Raw genomic sequence first — 17,393 nt, forward strand, 5'->3', positions numbered from 1 at the left:
TTGCTTAATTCATTATAAAATACATAAGCGTTACACATAATAAAATGGCAACACCGGCACTCATTAACCGCAACATACTGCTTAGATTCCCATTTTGCAATGGTCGCAACATATAGCTACATAGCACAAAGCACTTTGCAATACCATCAACTATCTTATCTAGAATCCCCATATCGATAATATGATACAAGAAATCTGATATAAAGCCAAAAGGTTTCACAATAAAGATTCTATATAAATGCGGAATGTAGTATTCATTTTCTAGAATCTTATGTAAGATATTTTTCTTACCATCTTTATAGCCATTTCTATACATAAAATACGCACTCACAATAGAGAGTATCACAAGCCCTAGAGTAAGTGAGATAAGCATGATAATATTATCTACATGTATTTTTGCTGGAACAAGCACAGATGATAAGAAAGTATCAAATTGAGTATAAAATAACCCAGCAACAATAGCTAGAAATGCTAAAGGAGTCATAGCATATAGCATAACCTTACTTGCTTCATGTGGATGCTCATTGTGATTTTTTGGAGCTAAGAATACTAAAGTAAAAAGTCTAAAGCTATAAAAAGCCGTGCAGATAGCACCAATAAGTAGCACAATCCATAATTCATACGAGCTTGTAAATGCGACTTCTAGAATCTTATCTTTTGAGAAATAACCAGAAAGTGGCGGGATACCACAAAGGGCAATAGAGCCTATAAACATGAAAATCATGCTAATTTTTAAAGGCTTATTTAAAGCCCCCATTTTTGTAATATCAAGTTTATCATTCATAGCATGCATAACATTACCCGCACCTAAGAATAAAAGCGACTTAAAAAAGGCATGTGTGAAAAGGTGAAAAAGGGCTATTGTATAAGCTCCAAGTCCAGCAGCTACAAACATATATCCAAGCTGCGAAAGTGTAGAGTAGGCAATAATCCTTTTTAAGTCTTTATTTACAATTGCCATAAGTGAAGCAAACACGGCTACAAATGCCCCAAGACATGCGATAAAGTAAGCAACTTGTGGGACACTATTATAAAGTGGGGCTAATCTAATGACTAGATATACTCCAGCAGTTACCATTGTAGCAGCATGGATTAGGGCTGAAACTGGTGTAGGTCCCTCCATAGCGTTTGCAAGCCATGTATGCAGTGGAAATTGTGCGGATTTTCCCATAGCACCAATAAAAAGCAATATAGCCGCCCATGTTAGCACAGAATCTTCTGGTGGATTGCTAGCAAGTTGTATAAAAATCTCATTATATGAGAGTGATCCTACACTTGTATAGACTAAAAAGATTCCAAGTAGCATACCCAAATCAGCGATTCTATTCATCACAAAGGCTTCAATAGAAGCTGCATTTGCACTCTTTTTTTGATACCAAAAGCCAATGAGTAGATAAGAGCAAGTCCCAACACCTTCCCAACCGATGAAAAGCACCATAAGATTATCGCCACCAACAAGCAGTAGCATTGAGAATACAAATCCGCCAAGATAGGCAAAAAAGCGATTGAAACCTTTATCGTGAGCCATATAACCGATAGAATAAAAATGCACCATACTTGAAACGAGTGTAACAACTAGAATCATCACTGCATTAATATGATCAAACATGAAAGAAAAGGTTACTTGAAACTGCCCTGTTTGGATAAAACCCCATAACACAACATGAAAACTCTCGCCACCATTCATTAAAAAATAAAACAATAAAAGCGAAAGGATAAAACTCACACTAATACAAAGAGAAGAGATATAGCCAAGCATAATGGAGGGTTTTAGGGTAGAGCTAAGCCCAGCCATAAGAGCGGATATAAGTGGAAGTAAGATTAAGGCTATAAGTATTTGTTCTTGATATTGCATAATCGTTGTAAAAAGCATAATTACCCCCTCATATTACTAAGCTTATCAATATCAAGCGTTTTATATTTTTTATATAGCATAAGCACTAAGCCTAAGCCAATGGCAACTTCTGCTGCTGCTAATGCAATAACAAATAATGCCATAACCTGCCCTTGCAAATCGCCCTTATAATAGCCAATAGCTACAAAGGCTACATTGATAGCATTCAGCATAATTTCAGTCGCAAAGAGTAAAAGCAAGATATTTTTTCGCCTTAAGATTCCATAAAGTCCAATACAAAACATAATGGCACTAAAAACAAGATAATGATTTAATGTAATCATTGTGCCTCCTTCTGTGATAATTGATTTTGCGGTATTGATTGAGTATATTTAAATGCGTCCCTTTCACTCCCTTTTGATGCTAATACATCTTTGTTGAGTAAATCTTTATTTGATTCTTCATGTGTAAATTCAGGCTTATGAGAGCCTACGCCAATACCTGCTATCATTGCCATTAAAAGCATGATTGCCGCTGCTTCAAAGCATACAAGATAGTCTTTAAAGAGTAAATGTGCGAGTGCGTTTGTGCTATTGTCATTTTGATATGGGATTGTTGTTTGCGTATTGCCAACGACAATTAAAAGACCGATAGCAAAAATACTTACAAGTAGCCATACCATAAATTGATTCTGAAATTTTTCTTTGACTTCCTTGCTTACATCAAATAGCATCATACCAAAGGCATACATAACCACAACAGCACCTGTATATACAATAATCTGCACCACACCTAAGAAATCAGCATTAAGTAAAAAGAATAAACCAGATACCAAAATCATGCCAAAAGCAAGTGCGGTGAGTGCATAAAGAATGTTATTTGTCATAACGACAATCAAAAACGCACATAAACACAACGCACCAAATACATAAAATGCGATAGCCTCAAACATACCTACTCCTTAGTAATCTAGCGGCGTTTGCTTGACTTCTTTATCCGCACTTGGACGCACAGACCCAAATCCCGCAAACTCAAGCTGATGATGACTTTTTGCTTCTTCTAAATCTTTTAGAAAATCTTCTTTTAAACCAAAATGCGCTCTTTGCTCACTTGCATTTTCAAATCGATTACCCATAACAATGGCAAGTTCTGGGCAAACCTCAGCACATAAACCACAATAGATACACCGACCTAAATTAATCGTGTAAGAATCAATCTTTTTACGACCATCATCGCCCTCATGCGTTAAGATTCTAATGCAATTACTCGTGCATATCTTCTCGCACAAACCACAGCCAATACATCTCTCACTGCCTGATTCTAACATTCTTTGCAAGTTATGCACGGCACGATAACGGGGGCTTAAAGGCTGTGTTTCAAAAGGATAGTTAATCGTTACAGGTTTGCTAAAAAACTCTTTTATTGTTAAGCCTAACCCTTTGATAATATCCGCCCCTAAGCTTAACTTCACACTTCGTTTAAAGCTTTCAAAGCCATTTTCTGGCATTTTCTCCATACTCACAAAATAATAATCATTTTTCTCTTGTGAATCTGTCTTTGTCTCTGTATGTGTTGTTTGCATACAATCTCCTTATAATAATACAATGCCTGTAATAAGCACATTAGCTAAAGCCAAAGGCACAAGCACTTTCCAACAAGTATTCATTAATTGATCTGGGCGGACATGCGGAAGAGTAGCCCTTACCCACATGAATAAAAAGATGAAAAAGCACACTTTTAAAATGATAGCAATACCGCCGGGTATAAAGCCGACAGGATTAAAACCACCTAAGAAAATAAGGCTTACAACAAAGCCAAAGGCAAACATGTGTGCGTATTCAGCGATGAAAAACATACCCCATTTTAAGCCACTATATTCTGTGCAGTATCCAGCAATAATCTCTGCTTCATGCTCGAGTAAGTCAAATGGCGTTCTGTTTAATTCTGCATAACTTGCGATTAAGAAAAGCAGGAATGCCAAAGGCTGCTTCCATATAAGCCAATCAAGCACACTGCCGCTTTGATAGCTATTCATAGCCACAAGTGAGAGTGAGCCTACTAACATAATGGGCGCTAAAATCGCAAGTCCGCTTACAATCTCAAAGCTTAAGACTTGGATACATGCCCTAGCCCCACCTATTAAACTCCACTTATTCCCACTGCTAAGCCCTGCTAAAAGCGGTGCATAGATTCCAACTGCACCAACTGATATAAAAAAAAGTAAGCCGACATTAATATCTGAAATAATCGGTGTTACCTTATAGCCAAAAATCTCAAAACCAGGAAAAAATGGAATAGCAACCATAGAAGTCATCGCACTCACTAAGGCTACAACGGGTGCTAATGTGAAAATAAACTTATTTGCACCTTTAGGAATAATATCCTCTTTTGTAAAAAGCTTAATCGCATCAGCTCCAAACTGCAATAATCCAAAAGGTCCTACATAAACAGGTCCAAGTCGCCTTTGAAAAAATCCTAGAATCTTTCTTTCAAGATATGTTGCAAATCCACCTAAAAATGAAAACACAAGTAAAACAACTAATACCTTTATAATAGTCTCAATGATAAACTCACTCATGCCCTATTCCTTTCTTCCTTATTCATTTCATCTGCCTTTACAATCTCTAGCGATGTGCTAAAATAGCCTTGAAACAATGCTTTTATATTACTAATCATAGGTGAAACAAGCAAAAGCATAGTATCTATTTCATTATCGCAATAAATCTCACTCTCAACGCGTATATCATTGTGTATAAGATATATAAAATCTCCATCCTTCAAGCCATGCTCTTGCATATATGCTTTACTTGCATATACACCGCTTTTTGATTGGAGATTCTTACTTGAGCGCGTTGTGTTATTAAACTGATTCTGTGTTTCAAGCAATAACGCATTATAGCCTATATTCTCACGCGGACGCAATGAAAACTTCACTTCAAGGCTACTTTGTGCTTCTTTTTTATCTAAAAGCAACATATAGCCGCGATTATCCCTGCCGTCTCTCTCAAAGCTAGCCCTTAAATCTTTATGTAGAATCTGCTTATAAGCGGCATTATTCATATACAAATATTCTGTAAAATCGCTTAAATACTCTAAATGTGAAATCTCATCAGGCAAAGCTTCTAACTCTCTTGCAATATCGCTTAAATCAAGTCCAGATTCTAAACAAGAATCTAAATAAGGCACACTAGGGATTAAAGGCAGGACTCTATTTTCTAGATTCGTTATACTGCCCTCACTTTGTGCGAGTGTAGGCAGAGAAAAATTTGGCTTTATAGTAGGGAGATTAGAATCTAGAGTGAAGTTTCCCTTTGTGCGGATACCTATGCTATATTTAGATTCTATACTATCATTTGGGCTTAAAGCACAAAGATTTGCTACGCCAATTGTATTTGTGCCTTTTGGGATATAAAGCAGGGAAAGATTTAGCCTATTACATACAAATGCGATTAAATGAGCTAGAATCTGAAGTTTTACGCCATTATCCATAATATCATGTCGCACAGATTCTGTAATGCCCTCCATAATCGCTGTTGCCACTGCATTTTCTATTGTGGGGGGATTTTTATCTGTAAAATGTGATTGCAATCCATAGCCTTCACTACTTGTAAAATCATGCGCTAAAAACTCATCAAAAACATATTGTGAGATCATTAAGATTCCATCTTTTTTGCTTAATTTAAGGCTACTTAAATCAGTCATATTTAATGCGTTTGCGATTATGTTTATATCATAGGGACTTAGATTATCAACTTCGCTTTTTGTGTCTGCTTGTTTTTCTTCTGCTTGTTTTTCTTCTGCTTGATTTTCATTTTGCTTATTTTCTGCTTGATTTACTTCCACTTGATTTTCAACTTGAGAATCTTTAGATTCTAAACTCTCTTTAGAATCTTGTGTCAAAGTCTCTTCAGCTTCTTTTTGGATATAGAATCCTTCTACCTTTTGGACTTCCTTTTTCATAAATGCACTTAAACTATTAGGAAAGCATTCTTCAAAATCATCAATCAAATCATTTGCAAATACTAAGCCTAGCAATCCCATGAGCGAGATATTGACATTATCGCCTTGTATTTGTGTAACATTTTTGCCAAGAGATTCTAAAAGTGTATCTTTAAATAAAGTTATGCTTATCACTTGTGAGTTTTTCTGCATTTTTAGATTATTGTTTAGCTTGTAGCGAACAATTGGTGCGTCATGTTTAAAATAAGTATGTAATGCTATAAAACTAGGGCTTGTTTTAAAGTCTTCAAAAGTAGCAAAGAAGTTTTGTTTAGATTCTGTGCTAAATTGTGTTTCATAAAGCTTTCTTGCTTGTAGGAAGTAATTTTCAAAATGCTGCAAACAATAGGCTTCATGATTTATTAATGGAATCTCTAGCTTTTTAGCAATCAGGTCTGCAAGAAAAGCCTCTTCATTACTCACATCACTGCCTATAAATATAGAATCTGCCCTTTGGAATGCTTGGTGCAATGCCGTTGTATTACGAGATCCAATAGATACCATATCAAAGGCAAACCGCCCTGCCCCGCAGATAGGATTATATAAAAAGTCATTTTGCACACGATAGACTTTTTGTAAATCGCCCTTTACATCTAAATGCTTTACATTATATATAAGCTCACAACCCCCCGCACAATGCGTACAAGTAGAATGTATCTTTTCTAACTCCCACGCATTACTTGTATAGGTAAAATCTTTATAAGTCATAGCCCCAACAGGACATACAGAGATACACTCTCCACAATCCTTGCATTCATTCTTACCTACAAACTCAATCAAGCCTTTTTGTCTTTTCGCCCATACAGAATAGGGATCTTTCCCCATAGAATCTTTGTAGTTATCTGGCGTGAATAGATTTGCTTTACCCGCTTTTAAATTTGCTTCCCCAATATTATCCTTACAAGTGGTAACGCACCTTTCACACATGATACATAATGCTGGGTCATAAAAGCTTTGAGCAAAACTATATGACTTTTTATCTGCTTCTTGTAAGCCAAATTGTTGCGTATCAACCTTTGTATAAAGTGTGAAATCTTGCAATTCACACTCCCCACTTTTATCACATACGCCACATTCTAAAGGGTGATTCACACAATAAGTTGTCATAATCTCATTTCTATCTTTTTGTAATTCTTCATTATGGACTACAACTTCCATGCCATCTTTTACTTTCGCATTACAGCTATACACCCTTTTACCATTGACTTCTACCATACACATTTTACATGCTAAAGTCGGGCTACAACCGCTCAAAAAACAAATGGTAGGAATCTGTATATTATTGCGTCTTGCAACATCAAGGATTGTATCCCCATCATTTGCTTGAAGCACTTGCCCTTCAATCGTAATATTCATACTATGCCCTCTTATAATCAAAATATTTTTTAGAAGTTATTACATAATCACTTGCAAGGACTGCTACCATGCCTTTCATAAATGAAGTCTGCATAACCCTCACACTAAGAATAGCACCGCCTACTTGTAGATTTATAATCTCATTATCCTGCAATTTTGTAGCAATGCAAAATTGCTTTGATACCTTTAAGATTCCATGCAATTCTTTGCCATTATAGACTAGATTTTCACTTCTGTATTCATTGCGATAAAAGCTTAAGTTACCACTTAAAGCGGCTTTATAAATGAAAATGCCACTACCTTCACCAAGTATAATCTCTGGATATTCAATGAAATCCATATTTTTTAAAAGTCTTAAAACTTTAGAATCTAAACGCATTTTAGATTCTAAAGAGTCAAAATCTTTGATATTTTTTTCTTGCATAAGCTCTTTTAAGAAAGGAATCTCATGTGTAATATCTATCATATATTCACAATCAAGCCCTAAATAATCCTTACTTATATCAAGCAAATCTCTTTGTATGCAATCTTTCGTGCTACTAAAAATATCATCATCTCTAAAACTTGGATAAATCTTTATGAGATTCCCATACATATCAATTACACTTCCCTCCATAAACTGCATTGGCATAATGGATATATGTTTGTGTGTATTTTTAGATTCTGTTTTAGAATCTTTATTTTTAGAAGCTAGTTTGAAAGGCATGGGTGCAATGCTAAATTCAGCATTAGAGCGGATACCTAATACATTATTATAACTGCCATCATCATAAGCTAAATCGCATAATAAACTAATCGCATGGATATTATCATAGCAAAGCGGGATAATAGAGCAATTCTTATAACAAAGAGAAATAGCAGATAAAATCTGTGCAATAAGCTTATAATGCTTAGAGAGATAGAAATCTTGTCCTACTAGAATCTTTATGTTAGAGGTTTGTGTAATATGAGATTCTAAAGGTTTATTATAATTGCATATAGAATCTAAAAGGGCTAATTCAGCTTCACTTACATTGCTTTCTGCCATAAGATAGGCTAAATCTTGTGCTTGTAGCCATGTCAAAGTATTTTGCAATAAGGCTAATGTCTGCGAGTTGTTTAAAGCCCTATTAGATTCTAAAGTGCTGATTGTATCTTGTATTTGCTTTGTAAATAGGCTTAAAAGTAGTGTGCTAATAGCAAGCTCACTTGAGACTTCATAAGTAATTGCTAAATCACTTTGAAATCTCTCTTCAGCAATAGGGCTTATCCAAATATTTTTCACACCTTTTTTGAGTGATAGCTTTGAGAGATCACTACGCAATACAGGCATTTCATCATAGAGATAACTGCCTAAGATAATCACAACGCCATTATGTTGTAAGTCTTTTAGTGCATTGAGATTCTCTACTTCTGTGTATTGATTACAAATAGAGCTAAACTCTTTATAATGCAGTGCTTCGTTACAATAGATCTTTTTATTTGCTCTCTGTGCTAAAAGACTAGCGATATAGGCTTCTTCATTTGTTAGATTTGTCCCAAGACGCAGGGCATTTGCTTTTGATAAAGCCTCATTTAAACTAAAATTATTAGTATTAGAATCTTGTAAGTTTTTGCGTAAAAAGTTATGTCTTCCAGCATGGCATAACTGCATGATATGGGCTTCATTTTTAATACGATAGACTTCTTTTTTAGAATCTATATTATGTTTTACTTCATAATGCAAAGGGCAGTGCAAACTGCAATGAATGCAATGTGATTTAGCTTTCTCTAACTCCCACGCATTACTTGTATAAGTGAAACGCGTAGAAAACATAGCCCCCGTTGGACACACACTCACGCATTCATCACAATCTTCACAATAGGCATTAAAATCTACACCAATTTTTGAGTGAAAGCCCCCTGCAAGCACGGATAGCACACTATTTCCCACATATTCATTGCAAGTTCTAGCACATCTCTCACACATGATACATAAGGCTTCATTATAGACTTTATTATGAAAATGCACATAGTCATTTTGCTTTTGAATAGCAAAAAAAGGCTGGATTGCAACCCTAGATTCTAACACTTTATCTTGCAATTCACACTCACCGCTTTTATCACATACACCGCATTCTAATGGGTGATTAATACATAAAAAGCTCATAATTTGATTGCGATATTTTTGCAACTTCTCAGTTTGTGTGTAGATTCTAAGTGGCTTTGCTACATAGCTTTTACAACTTGCAATAATATTGCCATTATCCTCTTCTACCACACACATGCGACATGCACCCGTTGGTGTAAGCTTTTTAAGATCACAAAGTGTAGGGATATTTATACCATTATTTCTTGCTACGCTTAATAAACTCTCCCCTTTTTTTGCACAGCATTCCTTATCATCGATAAATACTTGAATGAGTGAATCTTTTTGCTCTGTCTTAGAATCTTCATGCTTTATAGCAATATCTGCTTGTGTCATGTTGTCTCCTTTTGCAAAGCTTCTTTATTGTTATTAGAATCTAGCCTAGATTCTGTATCGCAACCCACAACACACATGCTAATATAATAACACCGCATACATCGTTGTGCCTCATTAATTGCCATTTCATTATCAAAGCCTAGATTTACTTCCTCAAAATTACCTGCCCTATATTCTGGCTGCAATTTATCACTTACTGCCCGAGTGTTGCCTGATAAAAAGCCCTTAATCTCTCTATTCTTATCAAATACACCAATTTGCTTTAATAAATCCTCCATTCTCTCATCATCATTAATAGCTACCTCGCCTGTTTGCAAGAAGTTTGCTACAACGCTTGCTACTCTCCTGCCCTGCCCTACTGCATTTACAATCGTTAAAGGACCACTTACGCAATCTCCTGCGGCAAAGATCCCCTTTTTTGTCGTTGAGAAACTTGCATCATCAACAGCAATTGTTTTCCATTTACTTATCTCCACACCAAAGCTAGAATCTAAAGGAAAATCCATCTCTTGACTAACCGCTGGGATTAAAATATCACACTCTAGCATAACTCCGCCATCTTCAATGAGTTTTAACTCGCCCTTTGAACTTGTATCACTTTTTATTAACTCATAGCGATTTATTTTCAAGGCTTTGATTCTAGAATCTTGTTCTATTATCTCATCTACTGCACTTAAAAACTGGAATACAACACCCTCTTCACATGCCTCATGATACTCTTCTTTTGAAGTGTTTTTAATGATAGTCGCCTCATCTCTGCGATAAAGCATAATCACACTGGAAGCCCCAAGCCGCACACAACATCTCACAACATCCATAGAAGTGAAACCACCACCAACACATACCACTTTTTTACCTGCTAAGTTTGGTAACTCGCCGATATTAAATTTTTGTGCTAGATTTACAGAATCCATAAATTTAATCGCTGGTAAGTATCCCTTTAAACTTGTATTTTCATTCTTACAGCCAAGCTTTTTACTCGCCCTTGTGCCAACAGCTATCACTAAAGCATCATGCTTAAATTCTAATTCACTAATATTTCTAGAATCTACTAAGAAATTTGTATGAAAAATAACACCTAAAGACTTTAAAGATTCTATATCATGATTATATTCATTAATTGGCATACGATAGTTTGGCACACCTACTGCTACCTCACCACCTAAAACAGGCAAGGCTTCATACACATCGACTTTAATACCCCTTAATGCCATATAATACGCACTGCTAAGCCCTGCTGGACCTGCCCCAATAACACCTACTGACTTATTAGCAAACTCTCTTTTTTCTATATTATTTGGGTGAGAATAGCCTTGCCATTTGCTTGTTTGCTTTTTGCTAAACTCAATATTTGCACCAATCCGCTTTAACTCCATAATGCTAATAGGATCATCTAAAATAGCCCTACGACACGCATTCTCACATGGATGCGGACATACACGACCACACACTTGAGCTAAGGGCATACTCCCCCTTGTGCTACTGAGTGAATCAAGATATCGCATATCTTTCACACCCTCAATATAGGCTGGAATATCCACACGCGATGGACACTCATCGGTGCATGGAGCAGTGATTTTTGATATATATTCTAGGTTATTTATCTTTGTTGTTATCGCACTTTTATATCGCTCTAAAGATTCAAAAGTGTTTTCAGTGGAATTGTCTCTAGTGAGATTGTAAGTTACGGGCATAAGCGTGTGAGTTTTTATCTCTTGCGTTGTATTTTTAGCACTTTTGCGGGCATTCTCTGTGTCAGCTGTGTTGGCGTTTAGAATCTTGTCATGTTGAGCCTTTGAAAAAGGCGAAACATCTTTGTTAGATTCTATGCTAGATATTTCGCTACGCTCAATATGACAATTTTTAGAATCTAGATTCTGCGTTGTCTCTTTGTTGCTTTTAGCGGATTTGCAAGTGTGGATTTGTTGCTTCGCAACTGCATCTACGCTCAAAGCTCGGTCATTACCGCTTAGGTAACTCCCTTCGCCTTTGCTTTGAAAACCGCTAAAATCACTCAAAGATACTTCCGCAGGGTTTTTATGGGTTTCTTTTATGGAATCTACATTCTCTCTTGCTATCTTTCTAGCAGATTCTATCATTATGCTTTCTAAATCTTCTTTTTCTTGTGTAGCCTTTATATTCTCTATTCTCTGCATAACATCATGGACTAAGGAAGCTGGGGTAACTCCGCTTTCAATGCTTTGCTGGACTTTATCTACAAAATCTTTTGCGTCTTGCAGTTTCTTTGTGCTTTGTCTTAACTGCTCTGTTAAGTCATTTAGACTTTGTGCTTGTTTTTCTCTACTAGAATCTTTTTGTTTTGATAGAGGCAGGGCTTTTGCAAAGACTTCTGGTCTCTCTTTTAGTATTTGTAAAATAGGATTTGGTGTCGTTTTACCGACTTCACATTTTGAAGTAGCTTTCATTAACTCACATACTTCTTTTAGCTTCTCAATATCCTTTAATGCCTCACAATCACTTGCATAATCATAATTTTGTAGCTTTTCTAAAAGCTCATAAAGCACTTTGCCACCATATTTACCCGGCGTGCATCTGCCACATGATTGTGCGTAGTTTTGATATTGCTTTGCATAGATTTTTAAGGTTTGTAAAATATCTAGGGAAGGATCAAAGATTACTATCCCATCCCAACCGACAAATGCTTTTATCTCTTTTTGTGTATTCTCAATAGGCTCTTTTGTAAAAAACTTTACTTGTGGTAAAACCTTAGGAAAATCGTTTAAGCTATATGGAATGTTTGGATTTGTTTTCTTTACCATTACGCAACCCTTATATGTCCTATGCTTTTTTTACAACTATCGTCCAATCAACATGATTAAACTGCAAAGAGTTCATAAGCGTATGTCCCCTTTCTTTCACATAGTTTGCACTCTTTGCAACATTTTCATGCTCTCCCTTTTCAAAGAGAAAAATGCCGACTTCGCCACTCTCTAATTGCGTTTCAATCAACTCGCCCATTTTGTCGTAAAATTCACTTTTTAAATGCCGTAAATCAAATCGTTTCATGCCCTACCCTTTTAGAATCTCTATCTATCTATTTCGCCTAAGATAATATTACTATTACCTATAATCGTAATAACATCAGCTAAGTAATGTCCGGGCAGCATCGCCTCTAACACTTGTAAGTGATAAAAACTTGGGGCTTTTATCTTTACTCTGTGTGGATATGGATTCCCTAAAGAGCTGATAAAAAAGCCTAATTCACCTTTTGGCGATTCAGTGGGAGCATAGACTTCACCCTTTGGTGGTCGCATACCTTGTGTTACAAGCACAAAATGCCGCATTAAAGAATAGTTTTGTGTCATCACATCTTCTTTTGGTGCGGAGATATATTGCGGTGCGTGTGCCATAAGATTTGTATCTGTATCTTTATAGAGTTTCATTGCTTGTCTAATAATAGAGCATGATTGAAACACTTCTTCAGTATAAAGCACATAACGACCATAACAATCACCGCTATTTGTATAAGGCACACTAAAGTCTAACTCATCATAGATTTCATAAGGCTCTTCTTTTCTAATATCATAAGGGATACCAGACCCACGAAGCATAACACCACTAAGCCCATAATCTTGTGCCATCTCTTTGCTAATTTTACCCACACCCTCTAATCTCATACGCCAGATTCTATTCTTATCTAAAAGTCCTTTTATGAGATTGATTGTCTTTGTAACTTCATTTAAACAAGATTCTATATTTTCAAACCAATTATGCGGAATATCAAGCGGCACACCACCTATACGAATAGAATTATGCGTAAGTCTTGCCCCACAATAATCCTCTATCATGTCAAGCACATATTCCCTACCCTTAAATGCGTAAAGAAACACACTCATAGCACCAACATCAAGGGCATGTGTAGCTATAAAAAGAAAATGTGAAATAATGCGATTAAGCTCTAAAATGATTGTGCGTATGACCTTAGCACGCCTTGGCACTTCCACACCTAAAAGCGTTTCTACACCATAGGCAAAGGCGTGATTATTACTACTTGCAGCGGTATAATCCATTCTATCAGTTGTTGGCATAAACTCATTATAAATCATATTTTCTGCCAACTTTTCAATCCCTCTATGCAAGTAGCCAATATCAGGATAAGCCTTTTTTACCATCTCCCCATCAAGCTCTAGAATCAGTCGTAATTGCCCATGTGCGCTTGGGTGCTGCGGACCGAGATTTACAACCATCTTGCCTTCATCTTGCTCAAATACTACATTTTCAAATTGCGTTTGTAGCTTATTAAAATATTGTGCCATATCTACCCCTATACTCGTTTTTCACGCACTTTTGGTTGAGTGTTTGGAAACTTTTGTAAAATCGGTGGCTTATTTGTCTCTTGATAGCTTATCTCATGCACCACATCGCTTGGTGCTGCCCCCTTTGGCACTTCTTTACCTATGCGTGAGAAATTGATACTATCATTTCTATCAATCCTTGCACTATCTCTTTGCTCTGGTCCAACAACATCTCTATATTCTCTACCAAAAATCTTATCGACTTCATACCATGAGGCAAACTCATCGCCTTTTAATGGATAGGTTTTTAATAAAGGATTTCCTACCCAATCAATAGGCATAAGGATTCGCTTCAAAAATGGGTGATTGAGAAACTTTATACCAAACATATCATAGCATTCTCTCTCACTCCAATTCGCACAAGCAAAAACACCACTCACACTAGGCATAGCCTCATTTTCTTTTAAAGCACATTTTACACGCAATCTGCGGCGATCTTTATGTGATTTTTCATGTGAAGTAAGCTGATAGAAAAGCTCAAATGTCCCATCACTTGCGAGATTATCAATCGCACTCATTTCAGACATAATATTGTATTTCATAGATTTTAGAATCTCTAATGCCCTGCAAACATCTTCTTTTGGGACATAAAATACTGCTTGATTAATTTCTACATAGCTATTTAATATACTGACTTCTTTTTGCAGGGATTCTAAAACTTCTTTAAAATTTGAGTTTATAGTCTCTATTTTTGGGGTTGTTATAGGCTGATAGAATCTATCTGTATGATAGACTTTTTTTTGGACATCTTGTTTTTGTGCTTTTCTGCGTATCATGTTTTATCCTTATCTTCCTTTATTCAAACTTTCCTAGTTTGAGTTTTTACTAGATTCTAAATCCTCTATAAAACAAAGTTTTATTTAACTGCTTGTAGAATCTAAACACCATATTAAAACTTGTAAATGCAATTTGTCTTATAAAATCTATACAATGCAAGGTTTTTCTATATTCATATAAAGGATATTTACATAAACACGCTCTTTTTGCATTCCTATATGACATGTCCTGCATTCCAAATCCTTTTTAGATTCTCATTCCAATCTATACCTAATTCTTTGACTAGAATCTACCTTATATAAACTTCTCTACACAAGCCTTTTTGGTGCTTCAGTTTTAATCGCCTTTTCAGAGCGAATCTTTTGCTGCAATACCATCATAGCATACTGCAGCGTCTCTGGTCTAGGCGCACAACCGGGCAGATAAATATCCACAGGGATAATCCTATCAACACCCTGCACTGTAGCATAGGTGTTAAACATACCACCGGTATTTGCACAGCTTCCCATAGACACAACCCATTTTGGTTCAGGCATTTGGTCATACAATCTTCTTGTAAATTCTGCGTGTTTCTTAGTTAGTGTCCCTGCGATAATCATAACATCACTTTGTCTAGGACTAGCACGGAAAATGATCCCAAATCTATCGAAATCAAACCTTGAACCACCCGTTGCCATCATCTCAATAGCACAACATGCAAGCCCATAAGTAAGGGGCCAAAGAGAGTTACTTCGCCCCCAGTTTAGAATCTTATCCACACTTCCAAGTGCAACAGGCATACCCCTTGGGCTAAGCTCACCTACCTCATGTGTTGCCATGACAATGCCCCCCTTTTCCACGCAAACAAAAAGCCAACTACAAGTAAGCCAATAAATGCAAGCATTTCAATAAATCCTAACATTCCAAGATTACGATACTCTAACGCCCATGGAATCATAAAAATAACCTCTACATCAAAAAGCACAAATAGCACAGCTATAATGTAGAATTGGTGTGAGATTTTATTTTCTTGCTTGATAGGGATAGGTCCGCATTCATAGGGTGCTGTTTTAAGTTTATCGCCCTTTTTCTGTGCTATCTTTCTTGATACAAGTCTTTGTAAAAAGAAAGTTGCTTGAAAGGCAACAAGCGTTAAAACAAACATAACAAATGCACCAAAATATGGGTGTGCCAACATAGGCTCTAGTGTTTTGGGCATATTCTTCCTTCACTTTCAATTTTGTACGTAATTCTAATTTCAAATTAATAAAAAATAATTTAAACTTAATTTCAATGCGTCATTTTATTGCTATGTAAGTTACAAAATGTTACTAAAAGATTTTATCTATACATATATCCACTTATTATATATTCTGTTATTTTATATACATAAAATTATATATTAAATAATTTTAAGATTATTTTCATAGACTTAAATATGCTTTATTAATCTAAACCCACTAAGGCATATTTAATATAGAATCTAGCTTTAATCTTTTTAGAAACTATTATGCTGCTTAAACTCTTAAGCCTTCCTAAATTTGTAGGACTTTATGTTATAATACTAAGCATTTGGGATTCTAATTTATTCACAACTACTAAGGATTATAATGACTACAAAAACTACTATGACAAAAGATTCAAAAATCTTTGTTGCTGGGCATAATGGGCTTGTTGGTAGCTCGATTGTAGCAAGTCTTAAAGAGCAAGGATTTCATAACATTATATGTCGCACTAGATCTGAACTCAACCTATTAGATTCTGTGGCAGTGGAGAATTTCTTTGCTACACAAAACATAGAGTTTGTATTTTTAGCGGCGGCTAAAGTTGGCGGGATTTTAGCGAATAATACTTATCGTGCGGACTTTATTTATGAAAACCTTGCTATACAAAATCATATCATCTTTAACGCATACAAATTCAATGTAAAAAAGCTTTTATTTTTGGGTAGCTCATGTATCTATCCAAAAAACTCACCTCAACCTATGAGAGAAGACCACTTGCTTACAGGGGAGTTGGAATATACAAATGAGCCCTATGCTATCGCAAAGATCGCAGGATTTAATATGTGTGAGAGTTTTAACCTGCAATATGGAACGAATTTTCTTGTGATTGCCCCGACAAATTTATATGGAAATAATGATAATTTTAATCTTTTAAACTCTCATGTATTACCCGCTTTAATCCGCAAATTCCACCTTGCAAAGCTATTAAGAGAGAATAAAAAAGAATTAATATATAAGAATCTTATGCAAGATTGTGCTAAAAGCGAGAGTGAATGCGAAGCCCTTTTAAAACAACTTTTAATCAGTAAGGATTCTGTTGGGATATGGGGTAGTGGGAAGCCTAGAAGAGAGTTTCTACACAGCAAGGACATGGCAGATGCGAGTGTGTATATCATGCAAAATGTTGATTTCTCTGATTTAGCAAAAGGTGAAAATGTGCGTAATACACATATTAATGTGGGTTATGGAAGCGATATCAGCATAAAAGAGCTTGCCAATCTTGTAAAAGATATTATAGGATATGGTGGCAAGATTGTCTTTGATACGACTAAGCCTGATGGCACATTTCAAAAGCTTATGGATTCAAGCAAACTAAACTCACTTGGCTTTACGCCCAAAATCTCACTAGAAGAAGGCATCACAAGCGTCTATCAACACTATTTACAAAAATATAATGGATAATC

At 35.9% G+C, this 17,393-nt stretch carries 14 protein-coding genes and 1 pseudogene; 1 reads left to right on the plus strand and 14 read right to left on the minus strand.

All coding sequences use genetic code 11. The annotated features are described in order from the left end of the window. Window positions 1–4 precede the first annotated feature (4 nt). The 14 genes and pseudogenes from nuoL to C6H08_RS04400 all read right to left on the minus strand — a co-directional run bounded on the left by nuoL (window position 5) and on the right by C6H08_RS04400 (window position 15,923). Window positions 5–1,855 carry an NADH-quinone oxidoreductase subunit L gene (nuoL, locus tag C6H08_RS04335; protein ID WP_104686117.1) on the minus strand — a complete coding sequence of 617 codons (1,851 nt, stop codon included), beginning with the start codon at window positions 1,853–1,855 and terminating at the stop codon, window positions 5–7. Window positions 1,856–1,875: 20 nt separating this feature from the next. After that, entirely contained in the window at window positions 1,876–2,178 is a 303-nt protein-coding gene (gene nuoK, locus C6H08_RS04340) for an NADH-quinone oxidoreductase subunit NuoK (protein ID WP_034579033.1), read from the minus strand. Further along, entirely contained in the window at window positions 2,175–2,786 is a 612-nt protein-coding gene (locus C6H08_RS04345) for an NADH-quinone oxidoreductase subunit J (protein ID WP_034579031.1), read from the minus strand. The genes nuoK and C6H08_RS04345 overlap by 4 nt, the downstream gene beginning before the upstream one ends. A gap of 12 nt (window positions 2,787–2,798) precedes the next feature. After that, window positions 2,799–3,416, minus strand: a pseudogene (nuoI, locus tag C6H08_RS04350) (NADH-quinone oxidoreductase subunit NuoI); the annotation flags it as partial. 9 nt (window positions 3,417–3,425) lie between these two features. Continuing rightward, entirely contained in the window at window positions 3,426–4,412 is a 987-nt protein-coding gene (gene nuoH, locus C6H08_RS04355; protein WP_034579028.1) for an NADH-quinone oxidoreductase subunit NuoH, read from the minus strand. After that, entirely contained in the window at window positions 4,409–7,189 is a 2,781-nt protein-coding gene (locus C6H08_RS04360; protein ID WP_034579026.1) for an NADH-quinone oxidoreductase subunit G, read from the minus strand. The genes nuoH and C6H08_RS04360 overlap by 4 nt, the downstream gene beginning before the upstream one ends. Window position 7,190: 1 nt before the next feature. Further along, complete coding sequence (locus tag C6H08_RS04365) at window positions 7,191–9,632, minus strand: 2Fe-2S iron-sulfur cluster-binding protein (RefSeq protein WP_034562461.1); 2,442 nt, start codon at window positions 9,630–9,632, stop codon at window positions 7,191–7,193. Further along, window positions 9,629–12,412 (minus strand): FAD-dependent oxidoreductase, encoded by a 2,784-nt coding sequence (locus C6H08_RS04370; protein WP_034562458.1) that lies wholly within the window; start codon window positions 12,410–12,412, stop codon window positions 9,629–9,631. The genes C6H08_RS04365 and C6H08_RS04370 overlap by 4 nt, the downstream gene beginning before the upstream one ends. A gap of 19 nt (window positions 12,413–12,431) precedes the next feature. Continuing rightward, window positions 12,432–12,659 (minus strand): NADH-ubiquinone oxidoreductase subunit E family protein, encoded by a 228-nt coding sequence (locus C6H08_RS04375; protein ID WP_005217164.1) that lies wholly within the window; start codon window positions 12,657–12,659, stop codon window positions 12,432–12,434. 20 nt (window positions 12,660–12,679) lie between these two features. Continuing rightward, on the minus strand, window positions 12,680–13,909 hold the full coding sequence (nuoD, locus tag C6H08_RS04380) for an NADH dehydrogenase (quinone) subunit D (RefSeq protein ID WP_034579024.1): 1,230 nt from the start codon (window positions 13,907–13,909) through the stop codon (window positions 12,680–12,682). 8 nt (window positions 13,910–13,917) lie between these two features. Next, complete coding sequence (locus C6H08_RS04385) at window positions 13,918–14,721, minus strand: NADH-quinone oxidoreductase subunit C (RefSeq protein ID WP_407717330.1); 804 nt, start codon at window positions 14,719–14,721, stop codon at window positions 13,918–13,920. Between the two features lie 52 nt (window positions 14,722–14,773). Beyond that, window positions 14,774–14,959, minus strand: coding sequence for a hypothetical protein (locus C6H08_RS04390; RefSeq protein WP_034579019.1), 186 nt, complete (start codon window positions 14,957–14,959; stop codon window positions 14,774–14,776). 74 nt (window positions 14,960–15,033) lie between these two features. Beyond that, entirely contained in the window at window positions 15,034–15,543 is a 510-nt protein-coding gene (locus tag C6H08_RS04395) for a NuoB/complex I 20 kDa subunit family protein (RefSeq protein WP_004085715.1), read from the minus strand. Next, complete coding sequence (locus tag C6H08_RS04400) at window positions 15,525–15,923, minus strand: NAD(P)H-quinone oxidoreductase subunit 3 (protein ID WP_004085718.1); 399 nt, start codon at window positions 15,921–15,923, stop codon at window positions 15,525–15,527. The genes C6H08_RS04395 and C6H08_RS04400 overlap by 19 nt, the downstream gene beginning before the upstream one ends. A 409-nt stretch (window positions 15,924–16,332) precedes the next feature. Here C6H08_RS04400 and C6H08_RS04405 point away from each other — a divergent pair, with 409 nt between their 5' ends. Then, on the plus strand, window positions 16,333–17,391 hold the full coding sequence (locus C6H08_RS04405; RefSeq protein ID WP_034579874.1) for a GDP-L-fucose synthase family protein: 1,059 nt from the start codon (window positions 16,333–16,335) through the stop codon (window positions 17,389–17,391). The last annotated feature ends 2 nt before the right edge of the window (window positions 17,392–17,393 follow it).

The organism is Helicobacter bilis, assembly GCF_900198365.1.
GTDB lineage: Bacteria > Campylobacterota > Campylobacteria > Campylobacterales > Helicobacteraceae > Helicobacter_A > Helicobacter_A bilis_B.